This is a genomic window from Ignavibacteria bacterium (assembly GCA_017303675.1).
Lineage (GTDB): Bacteria > Bacteroidota > Ignavibacteria > Tepidaquicellales > OLB5 > OLB5.
In genome coordinates this window covers 552,809-578,212 of record JAFLBX010000002.1, presented here as the reverse complement: position 1 = coordinate 578,212, position 25,404 = coordinate 552,809, and the positions used below count along the sequence as shown (strand labels likewise).

Genomic DNA, 25,404 nt, shown 5'->3' with positions numbered 1-25,404 from the left:
TAAATGAGGAGAAACTTCCTTGCAGCAACAATTATTTTTCTGTTTACAGCGGTAATGTATGCACAAAGCTCATATCTTCAGCTTTCACTGCATGATGACGGAAATTTTACAGTAACTTTCGATAATGCATCGCTTTCAGCAGGTAATTATGCAGAATTTGATAACATCACAGCAGGTGAACATTCACTTAAAGTAACACGCAGCAACGCTGATGCCGGAACACAGGGTGATGTAATATTTGACGGTAAAATTAAAATCCCTTCAGGGACTGATCTCTATGCAGTAATTGATGAGTACAATACATTTGTTATCTATAAAAAGAAAAAGTACGGTAATAACAGGTTAATTCCTGTGGGAGAGTTTGTTGTAAGATGCGGCGATGGTAAAACACCCAATTCAGATAAAGAACAGTACAGCACTACAGATGAATGCAGATATAAGGTGATGAAAAAAGATGACTTTAATGATCTTAAAAGTACAATTAATAACAGGAATTTCGAATCATATAATTCAAGTATTGTAAAAACAGCAATTGATAATAATTTCCTTACGTCAGACCAGGTGCTGGAGCTGATGAGGTATTTCACTTTTGAGGATACTAAACTTGAAATTGCCAAATACTCATATAAAAAAGTGTGTGATACGAAGAATTTTTTCAAGGTATATGATGCATTCGATTTTGAATCAAGCGTTACTGAATTAAAGAATTACATTTCAGGAAAATAATTGTTAAATTGCCGCCATGGAAAAAGAAAATGAAGTAAACTATCCCTCAACGGGAGCAAGCACAGGGTTTGCACTGGGATTCCTGGCATTTTATATAATAGTGGTATTTGCTATGCTCGGATTATTTTTCAGGATCCCTTTTTAACAATTTGATAAAATTTTTAACAAAAAAGGTTTAGTTAATAATTAACTAAACCTTTAACTTTATTCACAAAGGAGCAGCTATTTTTGATGAACTGGATCACTTTAAACAGTACCGATACTCTTTCTGAAGCCATTGAGCTTTCAAAAAAGGAAAAAGTAATGATACTTAAATTTTCACCCAAATGCGCAATAAATTATGTTGTGCGAAGCCTTCTTGAAAGGGAGTGGCATGAAGGTGAAATGAACATGAAAACGTATCTTGTTGATGTAGTTTCCGGGAAGCAACTTTCTGAAAAGATAGCTAAAGAGCTTGGTGTTGAACATGAATCACCCCAGGCTTTGATACTTGAAAACGGGAAACCCGTTTTCAGCGCTTCGCACGGAAAAGTGATATTTTCTGAATTACGAAAGTATGCGAATTGAATCAAAAGCTAAAACACTAATTTCACAAATACTCACAAATGTTTCCATTTTTGATTCTTTTAAATTTTAGTAACTCCGCCTTTTAAGGCGGGGTTGGCAAAACCGAAAAAACCGGGCTTTAGCCCTGAATACTTATATTATGAATAAAGAATTTATTTTGTTTAATCTTAAAGAAGCGAAAGAATCCATCGAAAATATTATTCAGTATATTGAAAATCAGGAAGATTATTGCGATGATGACGGATATTACATTGTAGATATGCAGCATTTATACTGGCATATTAATACAGCATGGAATGCAAGAAACAGCAGTCCAAAAGATTCTGAAGAATGCACAGAAGAAAATTGTGAGAAATGGAATGAATTTCCTTCGGATCTTATAATGAATTATTAACTTAATAACATTATGCCTACCAGAATTGAAGTACCCAAAATGTATAAGCTTTATATCGGCGGAAAGTTCACACGGACTGAATCCGAACGCTATACACCTGTAGTAAACCCAAAAACAAAAGAGAAGATCTGCAACATCAGCAGGGCATCAAGGAAAGATGTAAGGAATGCCGTTGTTGCCGCGCGAAGCGGATTTAATACATGGTCAGCCAAAACAGGATATGAAAGGGGACAGATTCTTTACAGGCTCGCAGAAATGCTCGAAGGCAGGAAAGAACAGTTAGCGCATGAAATAACACTTACAACAACCAATACAAAACCACAGGCATCAAAAGAAGTGATGAAGGCAATTGACAGGATAATTTGGTATGCGGGATTAGCCGATAAATACGGCCAGTTAATTGGCACGGTGAATAATGTACAGTCAGGTTACTTTAATTTTTCAATTGCTGAGCCGACGGGTGTTGTGGGAATTCTGCTTCCTGAAGAGCAGCCATTTCTTGCATTGATAAGCAGGCTGTGCGCTGTTATAACTTCAGGCAACTCCTGCATAATTATTCCTTCAGAAAAGTCACCTCTTGCAGCACTTACATTTTCTGAAATTGCAGCAACCAGCGATATACCTGCGGGAGTTGTAAATATTTTGACAGGAAGGAAAAAAGAGCTTCTGCCGCATCTGGCTTCACATATGGATGTGAATGCTTTTGACTACGCGGATAGCAATTCCGCCTTCAAAAAAGAAGTGCAGACTGCATGCGCCAATAATGTAAAGCGCTTTGTTTATTCAGCCACTGCTGATTATTACAACGACGATAAAAATGAGAACATTTTGCAGGTACAGAATTTCACAGAGCTGAAAACTGTATGGCATACAATGGGTCTTTAAAAAGTAAAAATGCCAAATTTTAAATGACAAATGCCAAATACAAATGAAGGTTTCAGAATTAAGGAAATGGAGGGATATACTCCTCAAATTGGCAGATTAGTTTCAATGATGAATTATGTCAGAAGTGTAACATTAGATTCTGTTCAAAACTTAACTACCCCTCAACTGGATTTCCTTTTAGACGAAAAAGCCAACTCAATAGGCGCATTGCTGCTGCATATCGCCTCAACTGATATGTTCTTCCGTATTTTCACTTTCGAAAATCGTGAGTTAACCGAAGAAGAAGATAAGCTTTGGGCACCGGCATCATATATGGGAACGCCTGCAAGAGAGCATATTAAAGGTAATAGTTTGGAATATTATCTTGATGTATTACAATCAGAACGGAACAAAGTCCTTGAATTATTCAAAAAGGTAAATGATAATTGGCTTTATGAAGAAAAGCCTTTATGGTACAACAAGCCCGCCAATAATTATTTTATGTGGTTCCATGTTTTTGAAGATGAGATCCATCACCGCGGACAGATAAACCTGATAAGAAGAAGGCTGCCGAAGGATTTAAATGTATTAAATACCAGTTGTGTGAACTAAATCTTTTTGGCTAATGTTCTTAATATTAATTAAGAATATAATATGAAAAAATTTATTAAGCTTGTTTCCAGTATTTTAATTTGTCAGCTTGCGGGTATAATAGGCTCATTTTTTACTGTAAGCAATATTTCTGGCTGGTTTATTGATCTGAATAAACCGCTTCTGAATCCCCCTAACTGGGTTTTTAGCCCGGTATGGATCACACTTTATTTTTTGATGGGAATAGCATTATTCCTGGTATGGAACAAAGGTCTCGATAAGCCTTTCAACAGAAATGCCTTTATCCTGTTCATAATTCAGCTTGTATTTAATTCCTTATGGAGCATAGTGTTTTTCGGGATGCACCAGTTATTGATCTCAGTTTTTGTTATAATAATATTATGGCTTCTGATCTTCATAAATATCGTTCAGTTCGGTAAGATATCAGAAGCCGCAGCATACCTACTGCTGCCATATATATTGTGGGTCAGTTTTGCCTCATATCTCAATATTGCGATATATATCCTTAACACTTAGCCTAAAACAGCAGAAAATTGGAAGTTCTGAATAAAAAACTTTAAAAAGGAAACTTATTTAGGTATATTGGTGTATATAAGTATAGAAAAAACAAAGAAATTAAGCAATTAAATAAAAATTAATGCAAAAACGTAGATATTTAGTACCGATTTTTTTGATGCTTATCACCATCGGTGTGCTTGTTGGCATGAAGGTCAACACGGCTGCATCCGGTGACGATGTTTTTGATAACGTCAAAAAATTCAACGAAGCTCTCAACCTGGTTCAGAAAAATTATGTGGATGAGGTAAATACCGATAAGCTTACAGAGGCGGCTATTAAAGGCATGCTTGACCAGCTTGACCCGCATTCAACTTACATTACCCAGGACCAGCTTAAAAGGATCAACGAAGATTTCCAGGGAAGCTTTGAAGGTATCGGTGTTGAATTTGATATTGTGAATGATACCATAACAATTGTTACCCCTATTTCAGGCGGTCCATCAGAAGCGCTTGGAATTCTGGCAGGTGATAAAATCGTTAAGATTGACGGAGTGAATGCTGTTGGAATGACAAGGGAAGATGTTCCCAAAAAGCTGCGCGGACCCAAGGGAACTAAAGTTACTGTAGCAATTTCAAGAGGCGGCAGCCCGAACCTCATTGATTTTGAAATTACCCGTGACAAAATACCGCTTTACAGCGTTGACGCATCATTTATGATCAACAATGAAGTTGGCTATGCAAGGGTTACAAGGTTTTCAGCTACAACTTATGATGAATTCGCAAAAGCGCTTGCTGAAATGAAAAAGCAGGGTATGAAGAAGCTTGTACTTGACCTCAGGAATAACCCGGGCGGATATTTAGACCAGGCATTCAAAATGGCAAGTATGTTTATAGAGCGCGGCAAAAAAATAGTATATACAAAAAGCAGGATACCTGCTTACAATGATGAATACATTTCCGAAGGCGGAGAGTATACCAATATTCCGCTTGTTGTCCTAGTAAATGACGGTTCAGCTTCAGCAAGCGAGATCGTTTCAGGAGCAATTCAGGATTGGGACAGGGGAATAATTGTAGGTGAAAATACTTTCGGCAAAGGGCTTGTGCAGAGGCAGTATGACCTTTCAGACGGTTCTGCGATGAGAGTAACAACATCAAGATACTATACACCTTCCGGCAGGCTGATACAGAAACCTTATGAAGGCGGAGAGTATAAGCAGATGCTTATAAATCCGGAAGAAGGAGATAACCTGTATCACAACAAGGATACCAAGGATACTTCAAGGCCTGAATTTAAAACAATGGGCGGCAGAACAGTATATGGCGGCGGCGGAGTTACACCTGATTTTGTTATCAGGCTTGATACGCTTACCGATTATTCGGTTCAGCTCAGAAGAGTTAATCTTTTCCTTGAATTTGCCAATGCATATTATGACGCAAACCGTGAAAATATAAAATCTTCATATTCAGATTACTTAAAGTTCAGGGATAACTTTACAGTTACCCCGAACATGCTTGAAGATTTCAAGTCACTTGCAGCTTCAAAGAACATACCGTTCAACGAAGAACAGTGGCAAAGGGACCTAGATTTCATTACCACGAGCATAAAATCAATAATTGCACGCGATGTTTGGGGCAATAACGGAAGTATGGCAGTATGGCTTCAGACTGATAAACAGTTCGAAAAAGCCATGTCGCTTTTCCCTGAAGCTGAAAAGCTTGCACAGTTAAGATAATTAAATAATTGAATGAGAGTTAAAAGCAATTAAAATGCTCTCAACACATAAAATTCCGGTTTTGATAACAGTCTTGCTGCTTTTTATAAGCAGCAGGACTTTTTCACAATCAGAGGTTTTTTATGAGGGTGAAGAATTATATTATGAAGTGAATTATTCCTTTATTAATATAGGATGGGCTAAGTTTACCACAGAAAAAGTGCCGGGCAGGGAAAATTTTTATCTATGCAAGGCAAAGCTTAAATCCAATAATTCACTTCCTCTGATCGATGTTGATTTTGAATTTATAAGTGAAATTGAAAATATAAACGGCAAGCTGAAGCCTCACAGGTTCACATCGAACCAGTATAAGGATGGTAAAAAGAGTATTGAGGTGTATGATTTTTTATATGACTCAGCCAAAGTGAATATAAAACGAACGGGATATGAAGGTAATGTTGAGATAGAAAAATCTATAAATACTTCAACAGTATTCCAGGATGGGCTTTCGATATTTTACTTCGCCAGGGCAAATACAAATAAAGACAGAACTGAATACGTTCCCGTACTGATGCAGACGGATACTTCAATGATGAAAATAGATTTTTCAACCAAACGCACTGGGATTGAGATAAGCGAAGCGGACTATGAGATTTCATCTGTTTATCTTGAAGGCGTTTCATATTTTACGGCTGTGTTCGGTTTAACTGGTGAGTTCTCAGGTTGGTTTTCAGGTGATGAAGCAAGGATTCCATTAAAAGCAAAGCTGCAGGTTGAAATTGGCAGTATAACGCTTGAGCTTAAATCATGGAAACACGGGAATTGGCAGCCCCCGAAATATTAATTGCTCATTGTTAATTGATAATTATTAATTGAATTATGATTCTACCATATCAAAATAAATATCCTAAGATACACGAATCAGTGCTTGTAGCTGAAGGCGCGCACATAATTGGCGATGTTGAAATTGGCAAGGATTCCAGTATCTGGTTCAATACTGTTGTAAGGGGAGATGTAAATTATATCAGAATAGGTGAGCGGACCAATATTCAGGATCTTACAATGGTGCACGTAACATATAAAAAATTCCCCACATTCATTGGTAATGATATTTCAATAGGTCACAGCGCCGTGATACACGGCTGCAGGATAGATGATTTTGCGCTTATTGGCATTGGCGCGAAATTACTTGATAACTGTCATATCAACTCATTTTCACTGGTTGCGGCTGGTTCAGTGGTAAAAGAAGGCTTTGAAGTACCAGGCGGCGTGCTGGTTGCGGGCGTTCCGGCTAAAATTATGCGTGATCTTAAGCCGGAAGAAATTGAGAAAATCCGCCAAAATGCTAAAAATTACCAATTTTACTGCGAGCAGTATAAAGAATTCAATAAAGGGCTTGGTTTTCAAGAAATTTTGCCACTTGACAAATAATAAATTTCTGTATATTTTTAAGTGTTGAAAAATAAGAAGTTTTGAGAAGATGTTAATGTTACACTTTAATTTTATTTAATTTAAGGTAAGTTTTATTGAACAGGAAACCGAAAAAAGTAAAAAAACACTCAAAAACTGCTATATTGATAAATAATCTCCACCCGTCTTATAAGCTTCCTGTAACACATAATAATGTCAGGGAATTAGTATCTAAAGTAATGGATGGCGAGGATTGCCAATTCAATGAAATTATAGTAAATTTCGTTGATAACAGGGCAATAAAAAAGCTCAATAAGAAGCATTTAAAACACGATTATTTTACTGATATCATTACTTTTCCTTACAATGATAAAAGCACTAAAAATATAGAAGGCGAAATATTTATTTCACTCAATACTGTGAAAGAAAACGGCAAATTTTACGGTTCCGGTTACAAACTGGAACTCTCGCGTGTTATAATACATGGAAGCCTGCATTTAACAGGATATTCTGATAAAACAAAAAAAGAAAAGGAACTTATCAGAAACAAAGAAAATTTCTATTTAAGCAAGTTTTATTAAGCAGGCTTTAAAATTAAAGCTTATTTAAGGGGAAAGATACATAGAATGCTGTACGAAAAAATAATTGAAATAATAGTATATCTGCTATGCGAATTGAAGAACAATAAACAGCTTGCTGATGTTGATATGGAAAACCTGGCGAACCTTGGCTATACGCAGAATGAAATTAACACTGCATTCAGCTGGGTTTATTCAAAAATATATGCAGGTGAAAAAATATTCCTTGATCCCAAATCAGATACAAGGTCACAGAGATTTCTGCATGATGCAGAGCAGAACATCGTCAGCCCGGAAGCATACGGATACCTTGTGCAGCTAAAGGAGCTTGGGCTTATAAATAATATGGATATCGATCTGATTATAGATAAGATCATGGTATCAAGCTACAGTAATGTATCAAAAGAGGATATGAAGTCGATAATTGCAACATACCTCCTTGATATTGATGAAATGAATGATACAAACAGCAGGGTAATGATAAACCTGAATGATACCATTCATTAAAAAAAATTAAAAACGAAAAGAACCGGTAATATATTAAATGGCAAAATCATTAGTAATTGTTGAGTCACCATCAAAAGCGAAGACTATAAATAAATATCTTGGCAAGGGCTACAAAGTAATAGCTTCTGTGGGACATATTAAGAACCTGCCCAAGAGCAAGATAAGCGTAGATTTTGAGAACGGCTATGAGCTGACCTATGAAACTATCCCGGGGAAAGAAAAAGTGATCTCCGAAATGAAGGAGCTTTCAGAAAGCGCTGATAAAATATTCATAGCAACTGACCCTGACCGCGAAGGTGAAGCTATTGCATTTGATATTGCTGAGGAAGTAAAGGATAAGAACTCTAATATATACCGCGTACTCTTTAATGAAATTACGAAAAAGGGAGTTGAAGAAGGTATAAATAACCCGCTGCAAATTGATGAGAAGCTGGTAAGCTCTCAGCAGGCACGCAGGGCGCTTGACAGGATTGTGGGATATAAAGTAAGTCCTTTTTTATGGAAGGTGGTTTATTACGGCTTATCAGCCGGCAGGGTTCAGTCAGTCGCACTCAGGCTTATTTGCGAGCGTGAAGAGGAAATAAGGAATTTTGTGCCTGAGGAATACTGGAGTATACTGGCTAACTTCAGCGACAGGGAAAAGAATAAAGTATTTGAATCAAAGCTTATTTCCAGGAATGACACTTCTTTCAAGTTTAACGGTGATGACCCGAGAATTAAAAGTGAAACAGAAGCCAATGAAATTGTAACTGACCTTAATTCAAAGTTATTTAAGGTCTCTGATATCATAAAAAAAGAAGTAAAGCGTAATCCTTACCCGCCTTTCACTACATCATCACTTCAGCAGGATGCTTCAGTGAGGCTGAGATTTGCTCCAAAGAAAACGATGATGCTTGCCCAGAAGCTGTATGAAGGTATTGATATTGGTGAAGAAGGATTAACGGGTCTTATAACATATATGAGAACTGACTCCACCCGCTTAAGCGAAGATGCAGTTGCCGAAGCACGGGGATATATCAAAGAAACTTACGGTAAAGAATACCTTCCCAAGGAAGCGAAAGTTTATTCAAAGAAAAAAGAGAACACACAGGATGCGCATGAAGCCATCAGACCAACATCAGTATGGCGTACGCCTGAGAGCCTGAAAAAAGATCTAACACCTGATCTGTTGAGGCTGTATGATCTTATATGGAAAAGATTTGTTGCTTGCCAGATGCAGAATTCCGTCAGTGACCAGATAACTCTGCTGATAGATACATTCACGGAATCAAATAATGGCAGCAATAATAATTCATACCAGTTCAGGACAACTGATTCAACAATTAAGTTCAAAGGATTTCTAGCGTTGTATGATGATGTATTTGAAGATGAGAAGGAAGATACGGAGGATGAATTTGCGATTCCCGAAGGTATTGAAATAGGTGACCTGCTTGACCTGAAAGAACTTTTCAGGAAGCAGCATTTTACTAATCCGCCTCCCCGATACACTGAAAGCAGCCTTATTAAGCAGCTTGATAACCTTGGTATCGGAAGGCCTTCTACATATGCGCTTATAGTATCTACTATTATCAACAGGACATACTGCGACCTGCGGGAGAGAAAGCTTTATGCAACTGAGCTTGGCGAAACGGTCAATAAGCTGCTTGCAGCACATTTTGCAGATGTGATCAACGTGCAGTTCACAGCGCAGATGGAAGAAGAGCTTGATAAAATTGCAGAAGGCGATCTTTCATATAAAAAAGTGCTTGATGATTTTTATCTTCCGTTCAATCTTGATCTTGAATTCCTGAATAAAAAAACAAAGGATATTAAGGAATCACTTATAGAACATACTGATATAGTATGTGATAAATGCGGCGGCGCAATGCTGATAAAATGGGGAAGGAACGGCAGGTTCCTTTCATGCAGCAAGTACCCCAAATGTAAAAACGCGCAGCCCTTGCCGGGTGAACAGGAAGAACACCAGGAGCTTGCTGAAGGCAAATTCTGCGGTGTGTGCAGCGCCCCGATGGTTGTTAAATCCAGTAAATACGGTAAATTCCTCGGCTGCTCAAGATACCCCGAGTGCAAAAATATCCAGCCTATTACACTTGGAATTAAATGTCCGAAGTGCGGAGAAGGAGAGATACTTGCACGCAAGGCATTAAAATCCAAAAAGACATTTTACGGCTGTACAAGGTATCCTGACTGTGATTTTATTTCCAACAGCAAACCCAGGGAAACCAAATGCGAAATGTGCGGTAATAACTACATGCTTGAAAAATATTCCAAGAAAAAAGGCGAGTACCTGGAGTGTCCGGAATGCAAACATAAAGTTGAGCTGGAATCCAAAGATGCTGTTGAAACTTCGGGATAATTTCTTTATTTTACACCTTAACATTCTTTAAAAACAATTAATGAAAAGACGAAATTTTATTAAATGCTGCTCTATGGCTTTGCCCGGAGCAGTTTTTGCTAATTCCATAGGGGGTAATGTATTGGGCTCTACCGATAATATTACTATGCCGAGGCATAGAATATATACTGATGATTATATTAAGAAGGTCGCAGATTCCGTAATATTCACCGCTTCAAAAAGCGGTGCTTCTTATTCAGATTTCAGGCTGAGTAATTTCAGGTCGCAGAACGTATCAACTCGCGAGCAGGTAATTCAGTCAATAAGAGATAACGAAAATTTTGGCTTTGCCGTAAGAGTGATAATTGACGGCACATGGGGATTTGCCGCTAGCAGCACTTTCAGCAAAGATGAAGCCATCAGGATAACTAAAATTGCATGTGAAACAGCTAAGGCTAATAAACGCATACAGAGAAATAAGGTTGAGCTTGTCCCAACAGGGGTATATAATGAAACATGGTCAACCCCTATAAAAAAGAATCCGTTTGAAGTTACAATTGATGATAAAGTAAATTTCCTTTTTGGTATTAATGAAAAAGCAAAAAACCTTGGGGCTGATTTCTGCAATTCATTCATATGGGCTGTAAATGAATGGAAATACTTCGCATCATCGGAAGGTTCATATATTAAACAGGACCTCAACAGGATATGGTCTGCGTTTGAAATTACGGTTGTGGATAAAGAAACAGGAAATTTTGAATCCAGGGATTCATTCACAGTACCGATTGGTAAAGGTTATGAATATGTTGAAGAATATGATTATATGAAGGATCTGGAAGAAGCAGTTGAGCATACCAAGATGAAGCATAAAGCAAAATCAGTTGAGCCCGCAAAAAGGGATCTTATCCTGGATTCCAACCATCTATGGTTAACTATACATGAATCATGCGGCCACCCGACAGAGCTTGACAGGGCACTGGGCTATGAAGCCAATTATGCAGGGACAAGCTTTATGACACCCGATAAGCTTAATAAGCTGCAGTACGGCAGCGAGCTTATCAATATGAAAGGTGACAGGACTCAGAAAGACGGTCTGGCAACCCGCGGATTTGATGATGACGGTGTTAAAACAACTGAATGGGATATTATTAAAGACGGAAAATTTGTGGGCTACCAGACCACCCGTGAAATGGCAAAATTCATAGGTGAGGGCGCATCCAACGGCTGCGCTTATGCTGATAGCTGGGACCACTTCCCAATACAAAGGATGCCGAACGTTTCACTGATGCCGGGAAAGAAAAAGTTATCGCTTAGCGATCTTATTTCCGATACAGAGGACGGCATATTCATAAAAGGAAGCGGAAGCTGGTCAATTGATATGCAGAGATATAACTTCCAGTTCACCGGGCAGGAATTCTGGGAAATAAAGAACGGCAAAATAGCAGGAATGCTGAAAGATGTTGCTTACCAGGGCAATACAGTTGACCTGTGGAATTCATGCGACGCGATTTGTGATGAGACCGAATATAAACTTGGCGGCTCATTTTTCTGCGGAAAAGGGGAACCGGGTCAGGTTTCACCTGTAAGCCATGGCTCATCGCCGGCAAGGTTCAGGCAGGTAAATATTTTGAATACTTCAAAGGAGGCAGGAAATTGATACTCAGCGAAACAGAAGCTAAGAATTTATTAACAAAAGTACTTTCACACTCAAAAGCTGAATCAGTTACAGCTACACTGGAAGGGAACAACACATATAATATCCGCTTTGCGAGAAATTCAATTTCTACAAACGGCTTTTCAGACGGATTATCAGTATCAATAACCAGCAGCTTCGGTAAAAAATCCGGTTCGGTTTCAACCAATAAGTTTGATGACGCTTCAATTAAAGAAGCTGTAAAAAGGTCTGAGGATATTGCAAAGGTATCACCTGATAACAAGGAATTCATGCCGCCTTTGGGTCCGCAGAGCTACGTAAGCGCTACAAATTATTCAGAAAGCACTGCTGATCTGAGCGGTTCTGAAAGATCGGATAAAGCAGCATATGTAATAGAAGAATCGGTTAAAAATGATGTAACATCAGCCGGTTACATGGAAGATGGTGTTTCATTATACGCAATTATGAATTCAAACGGACTTTTTGCATACAACCGTGCATCAATGGCCAAGCTTTCATCAACAGTAAGAACCAATGACGGAACAGGTTCCGGCAGGTTTGAAAAGAACTACGTTGACGTAAATAAAATTAATAACAAAGCGCTTGCTGACTGGGCTATAGGCAGGTCAAAGCTCTCTGTAAATCCGGCAGAGATAAAGCCGGGCAGGTATACTGTAATACTGGAACATGCTGCAGCCGCCGATATGCTGAGCCTTTGCATGAATTATATGGGCTCCAGGTGGGCAGATGAAGGTAGAAGTTTTTTTTCAAAAAAAGGCGGCGGTACAATTATTGGCGAAACTATTGCAGATAGCAAGCTGAATATATATTCAGACCCTAATGACCCGGTAGCACCGACATCGCCATTTTCAGGAAGCGGGGAGCCGCAGCAGAAGATCACATGGTTTGAAAACGGTAAATTACTGAACCTTCACCGTAACAGGTTCTGGGCAGAAAAAACTTCCCAGCCGGTTGTGCCTTACCCGGGCAACGTAATAATGCAGGGCGGTACTAAAACAGTTGATGAGCTTATAGCGGAATCAGATAATGCGATACTTGTTACAAGGTTCTGGTATATCCGTTCAGTTGATCCCAGGACTATGTTATTTACCGGGTTGACACGTGACGGTGTTTTTGAAGTTAAAGATGGAAAGATCACACGTCCGGTCAAGAATTTCAGGTTCAATGAAAGTCCAATGAACATTTTTAAGAATATAATTGAGCTTGGAACACAGGAAAAAGCTGTAGGCAGCGAAACGGACGATTACCCGTTAGTTGTGCCGGCAATCAAAGCTGCAAATTTCAATTTTTCCAGTTTATCTGACGCAATATAGAGCGGGCAATGAATTTAATTCAAGCAATTGATAAATTTTCAGCTTACCTTATAAACGAAAAGAATTATTCAAAACATACCCTTATGAATTATATAAAGGATCTGAATGATCTTTACAGCTTTATTGCAAAATCACTGGAAGAAAGCAGCCCGCAAATTGAGCTGAAATATATTGATGAAGCCACGCTTAAAGGCTTTATCGCGGCTTTTGTTATGAACAGGGAGCTAAAGTATTCCAAACGCACAATTTCCAGAAAAATATCGACCCTTAAATCATTTTATAAATTTTTAAACCGTAAGAAGCATTACAGCGAAAATCCTTCGCGCAATCTTGTATTTCCTAAGTTGGGAAAAGGATTGCCGACAGTGCTTGAAGAAACATCACTTACCGGATTACTGAACTCTGATACATTTTCAAAAGATATATGGGGCGTACGTGATAAAGCAATTATTGAGCTTTTGTACAGCTCAGGTATAAGGCTGAGTGAGCTTATCAATCTGACCATCGATAAAGTGGATATGGATAATTTCACAATCAGGGTAAAAGGTAAAGGACGCAAGGAGCGTATAATTCCGGTGGGTCCCGTGGCAATTGGAGCAATCGCCGAATACCTGGATAAGCGCGAAGTATATTTTAATGAAAAGGGGACTGATTTTGATAATGGTGTTATCTTCAATGCAAAGAACGGGAAAAAGCTTTATCCCGCGTTAATGAACAGGATAACAGCGAAATATATTTCAGGAATATCAGAGCTTAAGAAAAAATCACCGCATGTTCTGCGGCATTCTTTCGCTACACATTTACTTGATCACGGAGCGGATATCAGGGCGGTTAAGGACCTGTTGGGCCATTCAAGCTTAAGCACTACACAGGTGTACACTCATGTTTCTGTGGACAGGCTTAAGAAGGTCTACCAGAAAGCGCATCCGAAGGGGTAGAATTTATATGTTGTCGCCCTGAGCGGAGTTGAAGGGTTTTGCGTGCTTCGACTACCACTCCATAGCATAGGCGGGCTCAGCGCACAGCAGAACATTAGTTTTCCCCTTTATTTCTAATACATTTCATTAATCCCTATTTATTGTTAAATTTGTAGAAATCGATATTTTTTTGTAGCAACCTTCAGGTTGCGCAAATTAGTTAAATTTATAACGCAGCTTAAAAGCTGCGACTACTTTTAAGATTATTTATGGCAAAAATACAGTTAAAAGAGATCTGCCACGGCAGGTCAGGAGATAAAGGCGATGCGGCTAATGTGGGTCTGATTGCCTATAAAAAGGAAGATTACGAGTTCATTAAGAAAAATGTGACCGCTGAAGCTGTCAAAAAATACTTTGCAGGCATTTGCGAGGGTGAAGTTGAGCGTTATGAGCTTCCCAATATAAATGCGCTGAACTTTATTCTGCATAACACGCTCGGCGGCGGGGGAACAGTATCGCTTAAAAACGATGCTCAGGGCAAGACACTTGCTTCAGCGCTGCTGATGATGGAGATCGACTACTAACACTGAGCGAAGCGAAGTGTCTTATTCGGTTAGAAATTATTCATATACCATAAATTATCTATTATATTTATAAGGTAATTAACTTAATTTATAAAACAAAAATATAACGTCTATTGGTGAGATCCTTCACTGGCGTTCAGGATTTTGGAACATGTTCGATTACAGTAAATCAGAATTAAAAAAGCTTAAGACAAGGGTTGATAACCTAAGGAGGTTCCTTTGAAATTGATGAGAAGCAGAAATTAGTCTCATCATTACAGGAAAAAACACAGGAAACAGGCTTTTGGGATGATAATACAGAAGCACAGAAGGTGCTGCAGGAAATAAGCAGGAATAATACCTGGATAGACCTTTGGAATGATCTGTATAAAAAATATAATGATATCGAATCCATAATTACCCTTGCGGAAGAAGAATCAGATACTACACTAGAAGATGTAATAGAAAAAGATATTGAAAAATTCACATTGGCTGTGGAAAATGCTGAATTTAAGAATATGCTCAGGGATGAGGATGATAAGCGAGATGCTATATTAACCATTAATTCCGGCGCAGGCGGCACAGAAGCCCAGGACTGGGCGCAAATGCTGATGCGTATGTACCTGCGTTACTGTGAAAAGCAGGGATTTAAAGCGGATATTGTTGACCTTCTTGAAGGTGACGGCGCAGGTATTAAAAGCGCAACAATCGAAGTTCACGGTGAGTATGCCTACGGCTACCTGAAAGCTGAAAACGGCGTGCACAGGCTTGTGAGGATATCACCATTTGATGCAAATAAAAAGCGCCACACATCATTTGCCGCTGTATTTGTATACCCGGTTGTTGATGATAATATTGAAATTGAAATTAATCCGGCTGAAATAAGGGTTGATACATACAGAAGCGGCGGAGCCGGCGGGCAGAATGTAAATAAGGTTGAAACAGCTATCAGGATAACCCATATCCCGACAAATATCGTTGTTCAGTGCCAGAATGAGCGCTCTCAGCATCAGAACAGGGCAAATGCCATGAAGATGCTGAAATCTAAGCTGTACCAGCTTGAAAAAGAGAAGGAACAGGCTAAGATCGATAAAATAGAGGGGTCAAAGAAAAAGATCGAATGGGGAAGCCAGATCAGGTCATATGTTTTCCATCCATATAATATGGTTAAAGATCACAGGACAGATCATGAAACGAGCAACACACAGGGTGTAATGGACGGCAATATTGAAGAGTTTATAAAAAGCTACTTAATGGAATTTTAAATATAACACTTAAGGCAAATTGGCAAACTTTTTTCTTGCAGGCAGATTTTTAAGATCTAAAAAGGAATCAAGCTTTATTTCCTTTATCACAACAATATCTGTTGCCGGTATTGCCATAGGAGTAGCAGCCCTTATCATAGCTGTTTCGGTCTTAAGCGGATTTGAGAAGGAAATTACAGAAAAAACGATAGCCCTTTCATCACATATACAGGTAACTTCGTTTCAGAAAGAGGGAATTGCAGATTATAACAGGGTAATAGCGCAAATGCGTGACCCTGAAAACAACCTATTTGTCAAAGATGCACATCCGTTCGTACAGAAAGAAGCAGTAATAAAGTTTAAGGAACGGACCGAAGGTATTATAATAAAAGGGGTTAGGAACGAAGACAGCGTTTTTTCGAGGCAAAGGAAGATAATTTCAGGAAGCGGCATTTTGGGCGAAGTTGATTCCAGCTTATCAACAATAATCGTAGGAAATAAGCTTGCCGGAAAGCTTGGAATTACTCTTGACAGTAAAATTTTTATACTGGCAACTGTAGGAATACCTTCACCGACAAATACACCCACAGTAAAAGGATTTAAAGTTGTGGGGATTTATGAATCAGGATTAAAGGAATATGATGATGTTTTGTTGTATACATCGTTAAAAGATGCGCAAAAGCTGTTCAGTATGGGTCCGTATGTTACGGGTATTGAGCTTTTCCTTACAAATACCGATAAGATACGCAGGGTTACCAATGAGATAAAAGCGCAAATTGACTACCCCAACAACAATGCGAGGAATGTATTCCAGATATACAAAGGCCTTTTTACATGGGTTGAGCTGCAAAAAGAACCCATACCAATAGTTCTAGGGCTAATAATTATAGTTGCAGCTATCAATATCATTGGATTTTTGCTGATGCTTGTGCTTGAAAAGACAGAAACCATTGGAATACTTAAATCATTGGGAGCTAAAAATACTGATATTATCATGATATTTTTCCTGCAGGGAATGCTGATATCGCTTGCAGGCATCATTGCCGGAAATATTCTGGGTTACGGGCTATGTTTCCTTCAGCTAAAGTATGATCTAATTAAGATTCCTGAGATTTACTATATGTCAGCGGTACCGCTGGAAATTAATTACGGTACAGGCATAGTAATTACTTTAATTGCAATACTGCTAAGTATCCTGGTTACAGTAATTCCTTCGTACATGGCATCAAGGCTGAATCCCATTACATCACTCAGATTCAAATAATGAAATACACCAAAAATAAGGAATTTATTGGGGGAATGTTCGATGAAATTTCTCCAACATATGATAAACTTAATCATCTTCTCAGCGGATACCAGGATAACCGCTGGCGCAAAAGCGCGGTAAAATATCTAGCCTCAATCTCTCAAAACTACGAAAATATTCTTGATCTTGCCTCCGGGTCCGGTGACCTTGGGATGGAATTCCTAAAACTAAATCCAAAAAAAATATTTTCAGCAGACCTTTCACTGGAAATGCTGAAAATTGATAAAAAAAAGCTTCCTGTAGAAATAAATCAAACTGTAAAAGCTGAGGCTGCCAGTTTACCTTTCAAAAATGAATTTTTTGATCTTTGCGGAATCGGCTTCGGCGTGCGGAATTTTGAGAACCTGCCTGATTGTATTGGTGAAATTTCCAGGGTTTTAAAACCCGGTGCAAAATTCATTACAATTGAAATGTTCAAGCCGTTAAAGCAAAATATCGCAAACAGGTCATTCAGGCTGTATTTTGAAAAAGTACTTCCAAAGATAGGGAATACACTTTCAAGAAGTGATTATGCCTACAGCTATTTGTTTGAATCAGTGGATAATTTTATAAATATTCAGCAATACTCCGCAATCCTGCAAAACAAAGGCTTTAAGATCCTTAAAACCAAAAATAATTTCCTCGGTATCGTAAATACTCTCTTCGCAGAAAAATTGTAATAAATTGTATAAATTATTGTGAATTAACAATTCGTTGCTTATATTTACAGCAATTAAATAACTAATTTATGAAAAAAATGAGCAAAGTTGTTGCACTTCGCATTATTACAGTAATAATGCTGCTTTCACTGCCGCTTCTTGGGAGTGACTGCGAAGATGTTATAAACCAGATCACACAACCTACGGGTGATCTTTCTGGTACCTGGTATTTCATTTATAATGCAGGTACTACGCTTGATGTATGCCCCGGGGAAGTTGTGGTTTACCCCAGCGCTTCAGGCGGGTCAGCTACATTAACCTGTCCGAACCAAACATCTATAACAAGAAATTATACCGTATCAGGTTCAACTTTAACTTATACTGATTCTGGTGTCCAGTATAATTTTTCATTTACACAAAGCAATCAGCTGGTCTTAACAGGTGTAAATAATAACAGGATTCTGTATTATTCCAATTCGATAAGCGAAAAAAATAATGTAAATCAAAAAGAAGGCAAAACCGTTTCAAACTATAATTCATCAGAAATAATAAAATAAAACACATGAAAAAAACATATAAATTAAACCTGATTTTCGTTTCAATATTTCTGTGTGTTATAGTTTTTGCATTTACGGCATTTAACACACCTGAAAATACAGAAACGGTTAAACAATCTGAAAATAAGATAGAACACAAGAACTCAGCTTATGAGCTTGTAAACAGCAGAAAAACAGGAGCAAACTTTGAAACTGTTAACCTGCTTAAGAAGAGCGAAAAAGATAATTCAGCAGCATTAAACAATGCGGTGAAAGATGCTTCATTTTTCACACTGGATAGAGCTGCTCTCAGTAATTTGAATTCAAAAGGCTCACAAAATATTACATTTGTGATCCCTTCGAACAAAGGGAATGTTGAGCTTGAACTTTGCAGGGTAAATTTTATTCCTGCAGATTTTAAAATAATGACATCAGACGGAAAATCTGAAGTATATAAACAGGGACTCTATTACCAGGGTATTATTAAAAACGAGGCTAATTCAATTGCCGCTATAAGTATTTTCGAAAATGAAATTATCGGCGTTGTATCAACAAATGACGGTAATTACAATCTTGGCGCAATGGAAAATGATAACAATGAATACATTTATTATAATGACAGGGACCTGAGAAAAAAATTCGAATTCAACTGCCACACTGAAGACGGTTACGGGAAACATTACAGGGATAACAATAACCATGTAAAACCTGACCCGACTCCGAATTCATCTTCAACAGTTAACCCTGTGAAGATGTATTATGTTTGTGATTACCAGATGTACCTGGATAAAGGCAGCAATTCACAAAGTGTTGTGAATTATGTTACAGCAGTATTTAACCAGGTAAATGTACTTTATAACAATGAATCATTAAGCCTGCAGCTGGCATCAGAAATGCTTGTTTATACAAGCGCTGACCCGTACAGACAATACAGCACCAGCCAGACCGCAGAAATACTTTATGCATTTGGAAGTACTATTAAAAACGATATCAGGGGCGGCGGTAATCTTGCGCAGCTGCTTTCAACAAGAACACCTGTTCAGGGTGCAATTGCATGGGTGAATGTTCTCTGCCAGCCTTATGAACCGGGCAGCCAGTCAGGCAGATATGCTTTCAATGAGCTTGAAAATTCATACAATAATGTACCTATTTATTCATGGACAGTTGAGGTAATGGCTCATGAAACCGGCCACAATTTCGGTTCATCACATACACAGGCATGTATTTGGCCATCTTTACCCGGAGGCGGAATTGGTGCTATTGATTCATGTGTAGCTGCTGAACAGGGAAGCTGTTTCAGTCAAACCCGTCCAAATCCAAATGGTACAATAATGAGCTATTGCCATATACCGGTAGGCGGCGCTATTAACTTTAATCTTGGTTTCGGACCGTTACCCGGTGATACTATCAGGTTAAGGTACCAGCAGGCTTTATGTATTGATAACCCGCTGAATTCATCTGAAGCTCCGCTTGATTTTAACCTGCTGCAGAACTATCCGAATCCGTTCAATCCATCAACAAACATCAAATTCGCGCTTCCGCAGGATGGGTTTGTAAATTTAAAGGTATATGATGCTGCAGGCAGGGAAGTAGCTCAGCTGATAAATTCGCAATATTACCCGATCGGTATATTTTCATATACACTTGATGCAAATATGTATAATCTTTCATCAGGGGTATATTTTTATAAACTGGATGTTAGCAGAGAAAATAATTCGGTCTATTCAGAAATTAAAAAAATGGTGCTGATAAAATAATGAAAATAATAACAATACTTTCAATCGCTTTTGTTTTGATATTTAATGCGTGCTCTGGCAGTGAAAGCGAAAAATCAATTTCGCTGAAAACCGGTAAATACAGCTATGTAATTACCGATAGCGCCGGCACAAGCCTTGTAGAAGGTGAGATGTCTGTGGTAAATATAACAAAACAGAAAGCCACCGGTGATGAAAATGACTACGAAGTGACCGGCAGCTATACAATAACTAAAAACACTGCAGATACTTCATACCAGGGCTTTTCTACCATGACAGGCGGTGAATTGAAGGGATATTATAACGATAAGAAAAAATTTATCAATATAAATACAAATCCAAAAATTGCCGATGCTAATGTATTTATTAACGCATTTGTAAAAAGCAAAAACCTTGAAGGCGGCTGGCATTATTCAACATTCCGCGGAACACATAATGAAGGCGGATTGTTCAAAGCTGTATATCTGAAAAAATAACACCAATTAGTTTAAATTAAAAAGGCTCAGAAAATATTTCTGAGCCTTTTGTTTTATACAAAAACTTTGTTCTACAGCTTCACATTTGCATTTCTTTCAGCGCCAACACTTACGAATTTAATTTTTACCCCTAGATATTTTGCAATGAAATTCAGGTAATTCCTGCATTCTGCGGGCAGCTTGCTGAATTTACGGATGCCTGAAACATCTTCCATCCACCCGGGGAAAGTTCTGTAAACAGGCTTAACTTTTGCGAGCTCTTTATAACCGCAATCAGAATAATGTACTTTTTTACCGTTCAGAGTATAGCCTGTACAAACCTTTATTTCCAGAAGCCCGCTTAAAATATCAAGCTTAGTGATAACGATCTCATTTACATTATTTATACGGCATGAAAACCTGACCGCTTCGAGATCGAGCCAGCCTATACGCCTTGGACGGCCTGTAGTTGTGCCGTATTCACCGCCGCGCTCCCTGATAGCATCTGCAAGCCTGCCATGAAGTTCTGTAGGCAGCGGACCGCCTCCAACACGTGATGTGAAGGCTTTTACGATGCCAATTACATTGCCAAGCTCTTTATAAGCCAGCCCTGAGCCGGTATTAACAGAGCCAACCACTGTATTTGAACCCGTAGCAAAAGGGTAGGGTGACCAGTCTAGATCAAGCATTATGCCGTGAGCGCCTTCAAATAATATCTTTTTCTTGTTTGCGGCAGCATCATTTAAAAGCTCAAATGTATCTTTTATAAAGGGCATAATTCTTGAGCGGAGCTTTTTCAGCTTAAGAAGTTCAGCGGAAATATTAACCGGCTTAACATTAAATGTTTTTAAAATCTTATTTTTTATCTTTGCCTGGAAGGTAAACTTTTCAGTGAAGTCTTTCCAGTCAGCCAGGTCATAAACCCTGATACCGTTATAGCTTACTTTATCAGAATAAGCAGGTCCAATACCTCTTTTGGTAGTGCCAAGCTTGTTCTTTCCTCTTGCATTTTCATATGCCGCATCAAGCTGTTTATGGTATGGAAGTATAAGATGGCACCTGGGAGAAATATAAAGCTTGTTCTTAAGGCTTAATTTTTCTTTGATCAGGATATCCATTTCCCTGACCAATACTTCAAGATCAAGGATAACTCCGTTTGCAATTACAGCTTTTGTGTTTTTATGAAAAATTCCGCAGGGTATAAGATGAAAAAAGTGTTTTTTATTACCGACTACAACTGTATGACCGGCATTATTCCCGCCGTGATATCTGACAACATAATCAGCATTTTGGGCAAGAAGGTCAACTATCTTTCCTTTGCCTTCATCACCCCATTGCAAACCAAGAACCGACTCAGCAGGCATACTATTTATTTTTGAGTTAAATTTTCAGAAGAATGGAAGTAAAGCCCGGCAGTTATACCGGGCTTTGAATAATTGATATATTAAGCTTTGCTTACTGCAGCAGTTCTTGCGGCAGGTTTGTTCTTTTTATCAAGGTATCCTTTTGCATCAACCACAAAAGCGCCGGCAACATAAATTGATGAATATGTTCCGGTAATAATACCGATCAAAAATGTATAGGCAAAGCTTCTGTTAACTTCACCGCCGAATATCAAAAGAATAAGCACAGTAATAAATACCGTACCGTTTGTGATAATTGTTCTGTTAAGAGTGTAATTCAAGCTTTTGTTCATAACTGTGAATATGCTTTCGCTTTTAAACAGCTTAATGTTTTCCCTGATACGGTCAAACACAACAACTGTATCATTTACCGAAAAACCGATAAGTGTTAAAAATGCGGCAACCATACCCTGATTTAGCTCCAGGTTCATAGAAGGGAACAAAGCCCCGGTTAATGCAACAATTCCAAGTGTCATTAATACGTCATGAAGCAAAGCAACTACAGAGCCTAGTGCATACAGGAATTCAAACCTGAATGCGAGGTATATAAGGATAGCGATCAGCGAAAATATTGTAGCGTAAATTGCAGAGGTAGTAAGCTCTTTTCCGATCTTGGGTCCTACTTTATCTATCCTTAATACTTCAAACGGATTACCCTGTACATTTTTGGTTAAGCTTTCCTTTATCCTGTCGCTGACTGTTGTGCCTTCGCCGGGTTCAGCGGTTCTGATAAGAATATCTCTATCGCTGCCCAGTGTTTTAATTTCCGCACCGGTTATACCTGAAACATCCATTGCAGACCTGATGCTGTTTATTTCAACATTGTTCTGGAAACGGACTAGCACTTCTGTACCGCCTGCAAAATCGATACCTATTACAAGTCCTTTTGCAAAAAAGGCTACCATACCTATCACAATCAGCGCGGTTGAAGCAAGATAGAACATCTTTCTCTTGCTTAAAAAATCTATATTAGTACTATGAAAAAATTGCATTATAAAATTTTCTTTCTAAATTATCCGAAATTAATTGTGGATTTACCTTTATCAGTCATAATATCAAACACTATTCTTGTCATAACAATAGCGGTGAAGAGGTTTGCTATCAAACCGATAAGCAGTGTTAAAGCGAATCCCTGGATAGGACCTGTACCGAACTGATAAAGAATAATTGCCGTTATAATTGAGGTCACGTGACCATCAAAAATAGCTGAAAAAGCTTTTTTATATCCAATTTCAATTGCCGTTTTTATCGGCTTGCCTCCGGCTAGCTCTTCGCGTATTCGCTCATAAATAAGAACGTTGGAATCCACCGCCATACCAATAGAGAGAATAAGACCTGCGATACCCGGCAGAGTTAATGTTGCATGGAAGCTTGCCATGATACCCAGAATTACGAACATGTTGAACACCAGAGCAAGATCAGCAACACTACCTGCGAAGCGGTAATATATTATCATAAATATAGCAACAAGTATCAGCGCTATGATAGATGAATATAAACCTTTCTGAATTGAGTCTTCACCGAGTGATGGTCCGACTGTTCTTTCTTCAATAATTGAAAGGGGAGCTGGAAGCGCACCGGCTTTAAGCACGATCTCAAGAAGCTTTGCTTCCTGGATATTTGCCATACCTTCGATCTGTGAATTACCGCCTGTAATTTTGCTTCTAACTACGGGAGCAGAATAAACAACGTTATCAAGAACAATAGCAATCTGTTTATTAATGTTTGCGCCTGTTATTCTTGCCCAGTCAGCAGATCCATCGCTGTTCATTTCCATGTAAACAACGGGAGTATTATTAGTAGGATCAATATTCGATCTTGCGTTTATTACAACACCACCTGTGAGCTCAGGAACTTTTTTAAGAATGTAGAACTGGAATATCTTTTCGCCGCCATCAACAAATTCCGAGCGGTTGCTGAAAGCAAAACTTATATCTGTTGGAATAAGATCCTGTATCTCTTTTTTATCAAGCAGCTTCTGAACTTTGGGTTTATCAGTTTCACGGACTAGCCATACAAGTGAGCCATCCTGGTACTGCTGCGGGCGAACGAGGTAGAACCATGGGTTCTTTTTCTTGAACTCCTCTTCGCTCATCTGCTGGTTTGTATCGATCGGATTTCCGTTGCTGTCTGTCAAGCCTGTCAGGTTTGAATCAGTTGGCTTAATGGAATCCTTGGATGTTATCTTTTTGGATGTATCCTTCTTTGTATCTTTTTTTGTAGTATCTTTTTTGGTGATATCCTTTTTGGTGGTATCAGCAGTTTTTACAATCGTAGAATCTTTTTTGATCTTTGTATCGGTTAGCTTGGTTGTATCTTTTTTAACTGAATCAACCTTAGTTATCTTGCTTAATGAATCAGCTTTTATAAGTGAATCAAGATTGCCGCCGGCCATGAAAGTGTTTATCTTTTCCATCACTTTAACAGCGATCTGCGGATCGATAACGAGCTTGAATTCAAGCAGGGCAGTACCCTGCAGAAGCTTTCTTACTTCAGCGATATTGCTAACGCCGGGAAGCTCTACAACTAGCCTGCTTGAGCCTTTTTTCTGAATAACCGGTTCTGAAACGCCATACTGGTCAATCCTGTTCCTTACAACCTGAATAGCTCTATCAATAGCGTTTTCAACTTCTGATTTCAGGTTTGATTTAATTGCAGCGTCTTCATCCCTTATTTCGCCGTAATATGCCTTTAATGATAGTCCTTTTTCTTTAAGCTTTTGCTCAAAAATATCAACAAAATCATCATCAGCATTTTTTGTCTGCTCACTGGTAGCGGCAAGAACCTGCTTAAGTGTTTCATCCTGCTTTTTTGCAAGGTCAGTTAACAGCTTGGCAATATCAACTTCCATGATGACATACATACCGCCCTGAAGGTCAAGACCAAGCTTTATCCTGTCTTCGCGGGCTTTTAATAATTCTGTGCCGTATTTATCAAAAAATGCAGCGCTATCCTGTGCATTAGCCAGATTTTTAATATCTTTGTTGAACTGGTAATCCTTATATGTTGGATACAGGAAGTATAGGGAAAGACCTATAAAAAGTAACGTTAAAATAATTCTGAACCTGTTTTTTCTCAAACTAATCCTCTGTAAATTTTGGAAATCCCTTAAAAAATACTAAGAAACAAATATAATTTTAAAGTCTTTAATAATCAATGAAAAATAGCAGTTAACCAGGGGGTTTGGTTTATATTCACTGCGCTGTTTAGTGGAATTTGGGGTGAGCGAGGGGATTCGAACCCCCGACCCTCAGAGCCACAATCTGATGTTCTAACCAACTGAACTACGCTCACCATAAAACTTGTACGCCCATCAGGAATCGAACCTGAAACCTACAGCTTAGAAGGCTGTCGCTCTATCCGATTGAGCTATGGGCGCAAATTATCTTAATAATTGA

At 38.5% G+C, this 25,404-nt stretch carries 25 protein-coding genes and 2 tRNA genes; 22 read left to right on the top strand and 5 right to left on the bottom strand.

What is annotated here, in order from left to right:
* Positions 1–3: 3 nt before the first annotated feature.
* The 22 genes from J0M37_11985 to J0M37_11880 all read left to right on the top strand — a co-directional run bounded on the left by J0M37_11985 (position 4) and on the right by J0M37_11880 (position 20,624).
* Positions 4–726, top strand: a complete 723-nt coding sequence (locus J0M37_11985; GenBank protein ID MBN8585804.1) for a DUF4476 domain-containing protein — start codon at positions 4–6, stop codon at positions 724–726.
* A gap of 228 nt (positions 727–954) precedes the next feature.
* Positions 955–1,293, top strand: a complete 339-nt coding sequence (ytxJ, locus tag J0M37_11980; protein ID MBN8585803.1) for a bacillithiol system redox-active protein YtxJ — start codon at positions 955–957, stop codon at positions 1,291–1,293.
* Positions 1,294–1,432: 139 nt separating this feature from the next.
* Complete coding sequence (locus J0M37_11975; protein ID MBN8585802.1) at positions 1,433–1,687, top strand: hypothetical protein; 255 nt, start codon at positions 1,433–1,435, stop codon at positions 1,685–1,687.
* Between the two features lie 24 nt (positions 1,688–1,711).
* The gene (locus J0M37_11970; GenBank protein ID MBN8585801.1) at positions 1,712–2,572 is read left to right on the top strand and encodes an aldehyde dehydrogenase family protein; all 861 of its coding nucleotides are present in this window, start codon (positions 1,712–1,714) and stop codon (positions 2,570–2,572) included.
* 30 nt (positions 2,573–2,602) lie between these two features.
* Positions 2,603–3,163 (top strand): DinB family protein, encoded by a 561-nt coding sequence (locus tag J0M37_11965; protein MBN8585800.1) that lies wholly within the window; start codon positions 2,603–2,605, stop codon positions 3,161–3,163.
* Between the two features lie 42 nt (positions 3,164–3,205).
* Positions 3,206–3,679, top strand: coding sequence for a tryptophan-rich sensory protein (locus J0M37_11960; protein MBN8585799.1), 474 nt, complete (start codon positions 3,206–3,208; stop codon positions 3,677–3,679).
* A 121-nt stretch (positions 3,680–3,800) separates the two neighbouring features.
* Complete coding sequence (locus J0M37_11955) at positions 3,801–5,393, top strand: S41 family peptidase (GenBank protein MBN8585798.1); 1,593 nt, start codon at positions 3,801–3,803, stop codon at positions 5,391–5,393.
* A 34-nt stretch (positions 5,394–5,427) separates the two neighbouring features.
* Entirely contained in the window at positions 5,428–6,216 is a 789-nt protein-coding gene (locus tag J0M37_11950) for a DUF3108 domain-containing protein (protein ID MBN8585797.1), read from the top strand.
* Between the two features lie 35 nt (positions 6,217–6,251).
* Complete coding sequence (locus J0M37_11945; protein MBN8585796.1) at positions 6,252–6,803, top strand: gamma carbonic anhydrase family protein; 552 nt, start codon at positions 6,252–6,254, stop codon at positions 6,801–6,803.
* A 95-nt stretch (positions 6,804–6,898) separates the two neighbouring features.
* The gene (ybeY, locus tag J0M37_11940; protein ID MBN8585795.1) at positions 6,899–7,363 is read left to right on the top strand and encodes an rRNA maturation RNase YbeY; all 465 of its coding nucleotides are present in this window, start codon (positions 6,899–6,901) and stop codon (positions 7,361–7,363) included.
* 45 nt (positions 7,364–7,408) lie between these two features.
* Positions 7,409–7,867, top strand: a complete 459-nt coding sequence (locus J0M37_11935; GenBank protein ID MBN8585794.1) for a DUF494 family protein — start codon at positions 7,409–7,411, stop codon at positions 7,865–7,867.
* Between the two features lie 37 nt (positions 7,868–7,904).
* Positions 7,905–10,223, top strand: a complete 2,319-nt coding sequence (gene topA, locus J0M37_11930) for a type I DNA topoisomerase (protein ID MBN8585793.1) — start codon at positions 7,905–7,907, stop codon at positions 10,221–10,223.
* 40 nt (positions 10,224–10,263) lie between these two features.
* The gene (locus tag J0M37_11925; protein MBN8585792.1) at positions 10,264–11,859 is read left to right on the top strand and encodes a TldD/PmbA family protein; all 1,596 of its coding nucleotides are present in this window, start codon (positions 10,264–10,266) and stop codon (positions 11,857–11,859) included.
* The gene (locus J0M37_11920; GenBank protein MBN8585791.1) at positions 11,856–13,190 is read left to right on the top strand and encodes a TldD/PmbA family protein; all 1,335 of its coding nucleotides are present in this window, start codon (positions 11,856–11,858) and stop codon (positions 13,188–13,190) included. The genes J0M37_11925 and J0M37_11920 overlap by 4 nt, the downstream gene beginning before the upstream one ends.
* Before the next feature lie 8 nt (positions 13,191–13,198).
* Entirely contained in the window at positions 13,199–14,128 is a 930-nt protein-coding gene (locus tag J0M37_11915) for a tyrosine-type recombinase/integrase (GenBank protein MBN8585790.1), read from the top strand.
* A 248-nt stretch (positions 14,129–14,376) separates the two neighbouring features.
* Complete coding sequence (locus J0M37_11910) at positions 14,377–14,691, top strand: hypothetical protein (GenBank protein MBN8585789.1); 315 nt, start codon at positions 14,377–14,379, stop codon at positions 14,689–14,691.
* A 151-nt stretch (positions 14,692–14,842) separates the two neighbouring features.
* A protein-coding gene (gene prfB, locus J0M37_11905; GenBank protein ID MBN8585788.1) for a peptide chain release factor 2 occupies positions 14,843–15,935 on the top strand; the annotation gives its coding sequence in 2 pieces (ribosomal slippage) (positions 14,843–14,911 and positions 14,913–15,935; 1,092 coding nt in all).
* A gap of 19 nt (positions 15,936–15,954) precedes the next feature.
* Positions 15,955–17,178 carry an ABC transporter permease gene (locus J0M37_11900; protein MBN8585787.1) on the top strand — a complete coding sequence of 408 codons (1,224 nt, stop codon included), beginning with the start codon at positions 15,955–15,957 and terminating at the stop codon, positions 17,176–17,178.
* Positions 17,178–17,879, top strand: a complete 702-nt coding sequence (locus J0M37_11895; GenBank protein ID MBN8585786.1) for a ubiquinone/menaquinone biosynthesis methyltransferase — start codon at positions 17,178–17,180, stop codon at positions 17,877–17,879. The genes J0M37_11900 and J0M37_11895 overlap by 1 nt, the downstream gene beginning before the upstream one ends.
* Before the next feature lie 68 nt (positions 17,880–17,947).
* Entirely contained in the window at positions 17,948–18,415 is a 468-nt protein-coding gene (locus tag J0M37_11890) for a hypothetical protein (protein MBN8585785.1), read from the top strand.
* A gap of 5 nt (positions 18,416–18,420) precedes the next feature.
* Positions 18,421–20,151: a zinc-dependent metalloprotease gene (locus J0M37_11885; protein MBN8585784.1), complete on the top strand. Its 1,731-nt coding sequence runs from the start codon at positions 18,421–18,423 to the stop codon at positions 20,149–20,151.
* Positions 20,151–20,624: a hypothetical protein gene (locus tag J0M37_11880; GenBank protein MBN8585783.1), complete on the top strand. Its 474-nt coding sequence runs from the start codon at positions 20,151–20,153 to the stop codon at positions 20,622–20,624. Before J0M37_11885 ends, J0M37_11880 begins: the two co-directional genes overlap by 1 nt.
* 71 nt (positions 20,625–20,695) lie before the next feature.
* Here J0M37_11880 and J0M37_11875 read toward each other — a convergent pair whose 3' ends face one another.
* From J0M37_11875 to J0M37_11855, 5 genes are all read right to left on the bottom strand, one after another.
* Positions 20,696–21,967: an adenylosuccinate synthase gene (locus J0M37_11875; GenBank protein MBN8585782.1), complete on the bottom strand. Its 1,272-nt coding sequence runs from the start codon at positions 21,965–21,967 to the stop codon at positions 20,696–20,698.
* Between the two features lie 80 nt (positions 21,968–22,047).
* Entirely contained in the window at positions 22,048–22,998 is a 951-nt protein-coding gene (gene secF, locus J0M37_11870; protein MBN8585781.1) for a protein translocase subunit SecF, read from the bottom strand.
* 20 nt (positions 22,999–23,018) lie between these two features.
* Positions 23,019–25,085 (bottom strand): protein translocase subunit SecD, encoded by a 2,067-nt coding sequence (gene secD, locus J0M37_11865; protein MBN8585780.1) that lies wholly within the window; start codon positions 25,083–25,085, stop codon positions 23,019–23,021.
* Between the two features lie 138 nt (positions 25,086–25,223).
* Positions 25,224–25,300, bottom strand: a tRNA-His gene (locus tag J0M37_11860).
* Between the two features lie 11 nt (positions 25,301–25,311).
* A tRNA-Arg gene (locus tag J0M37_11855) sits at positions 25,312–25,385 on the bottom strand.
* Positions 25,386–25,404: the final 19 nt, after the last annotated feature.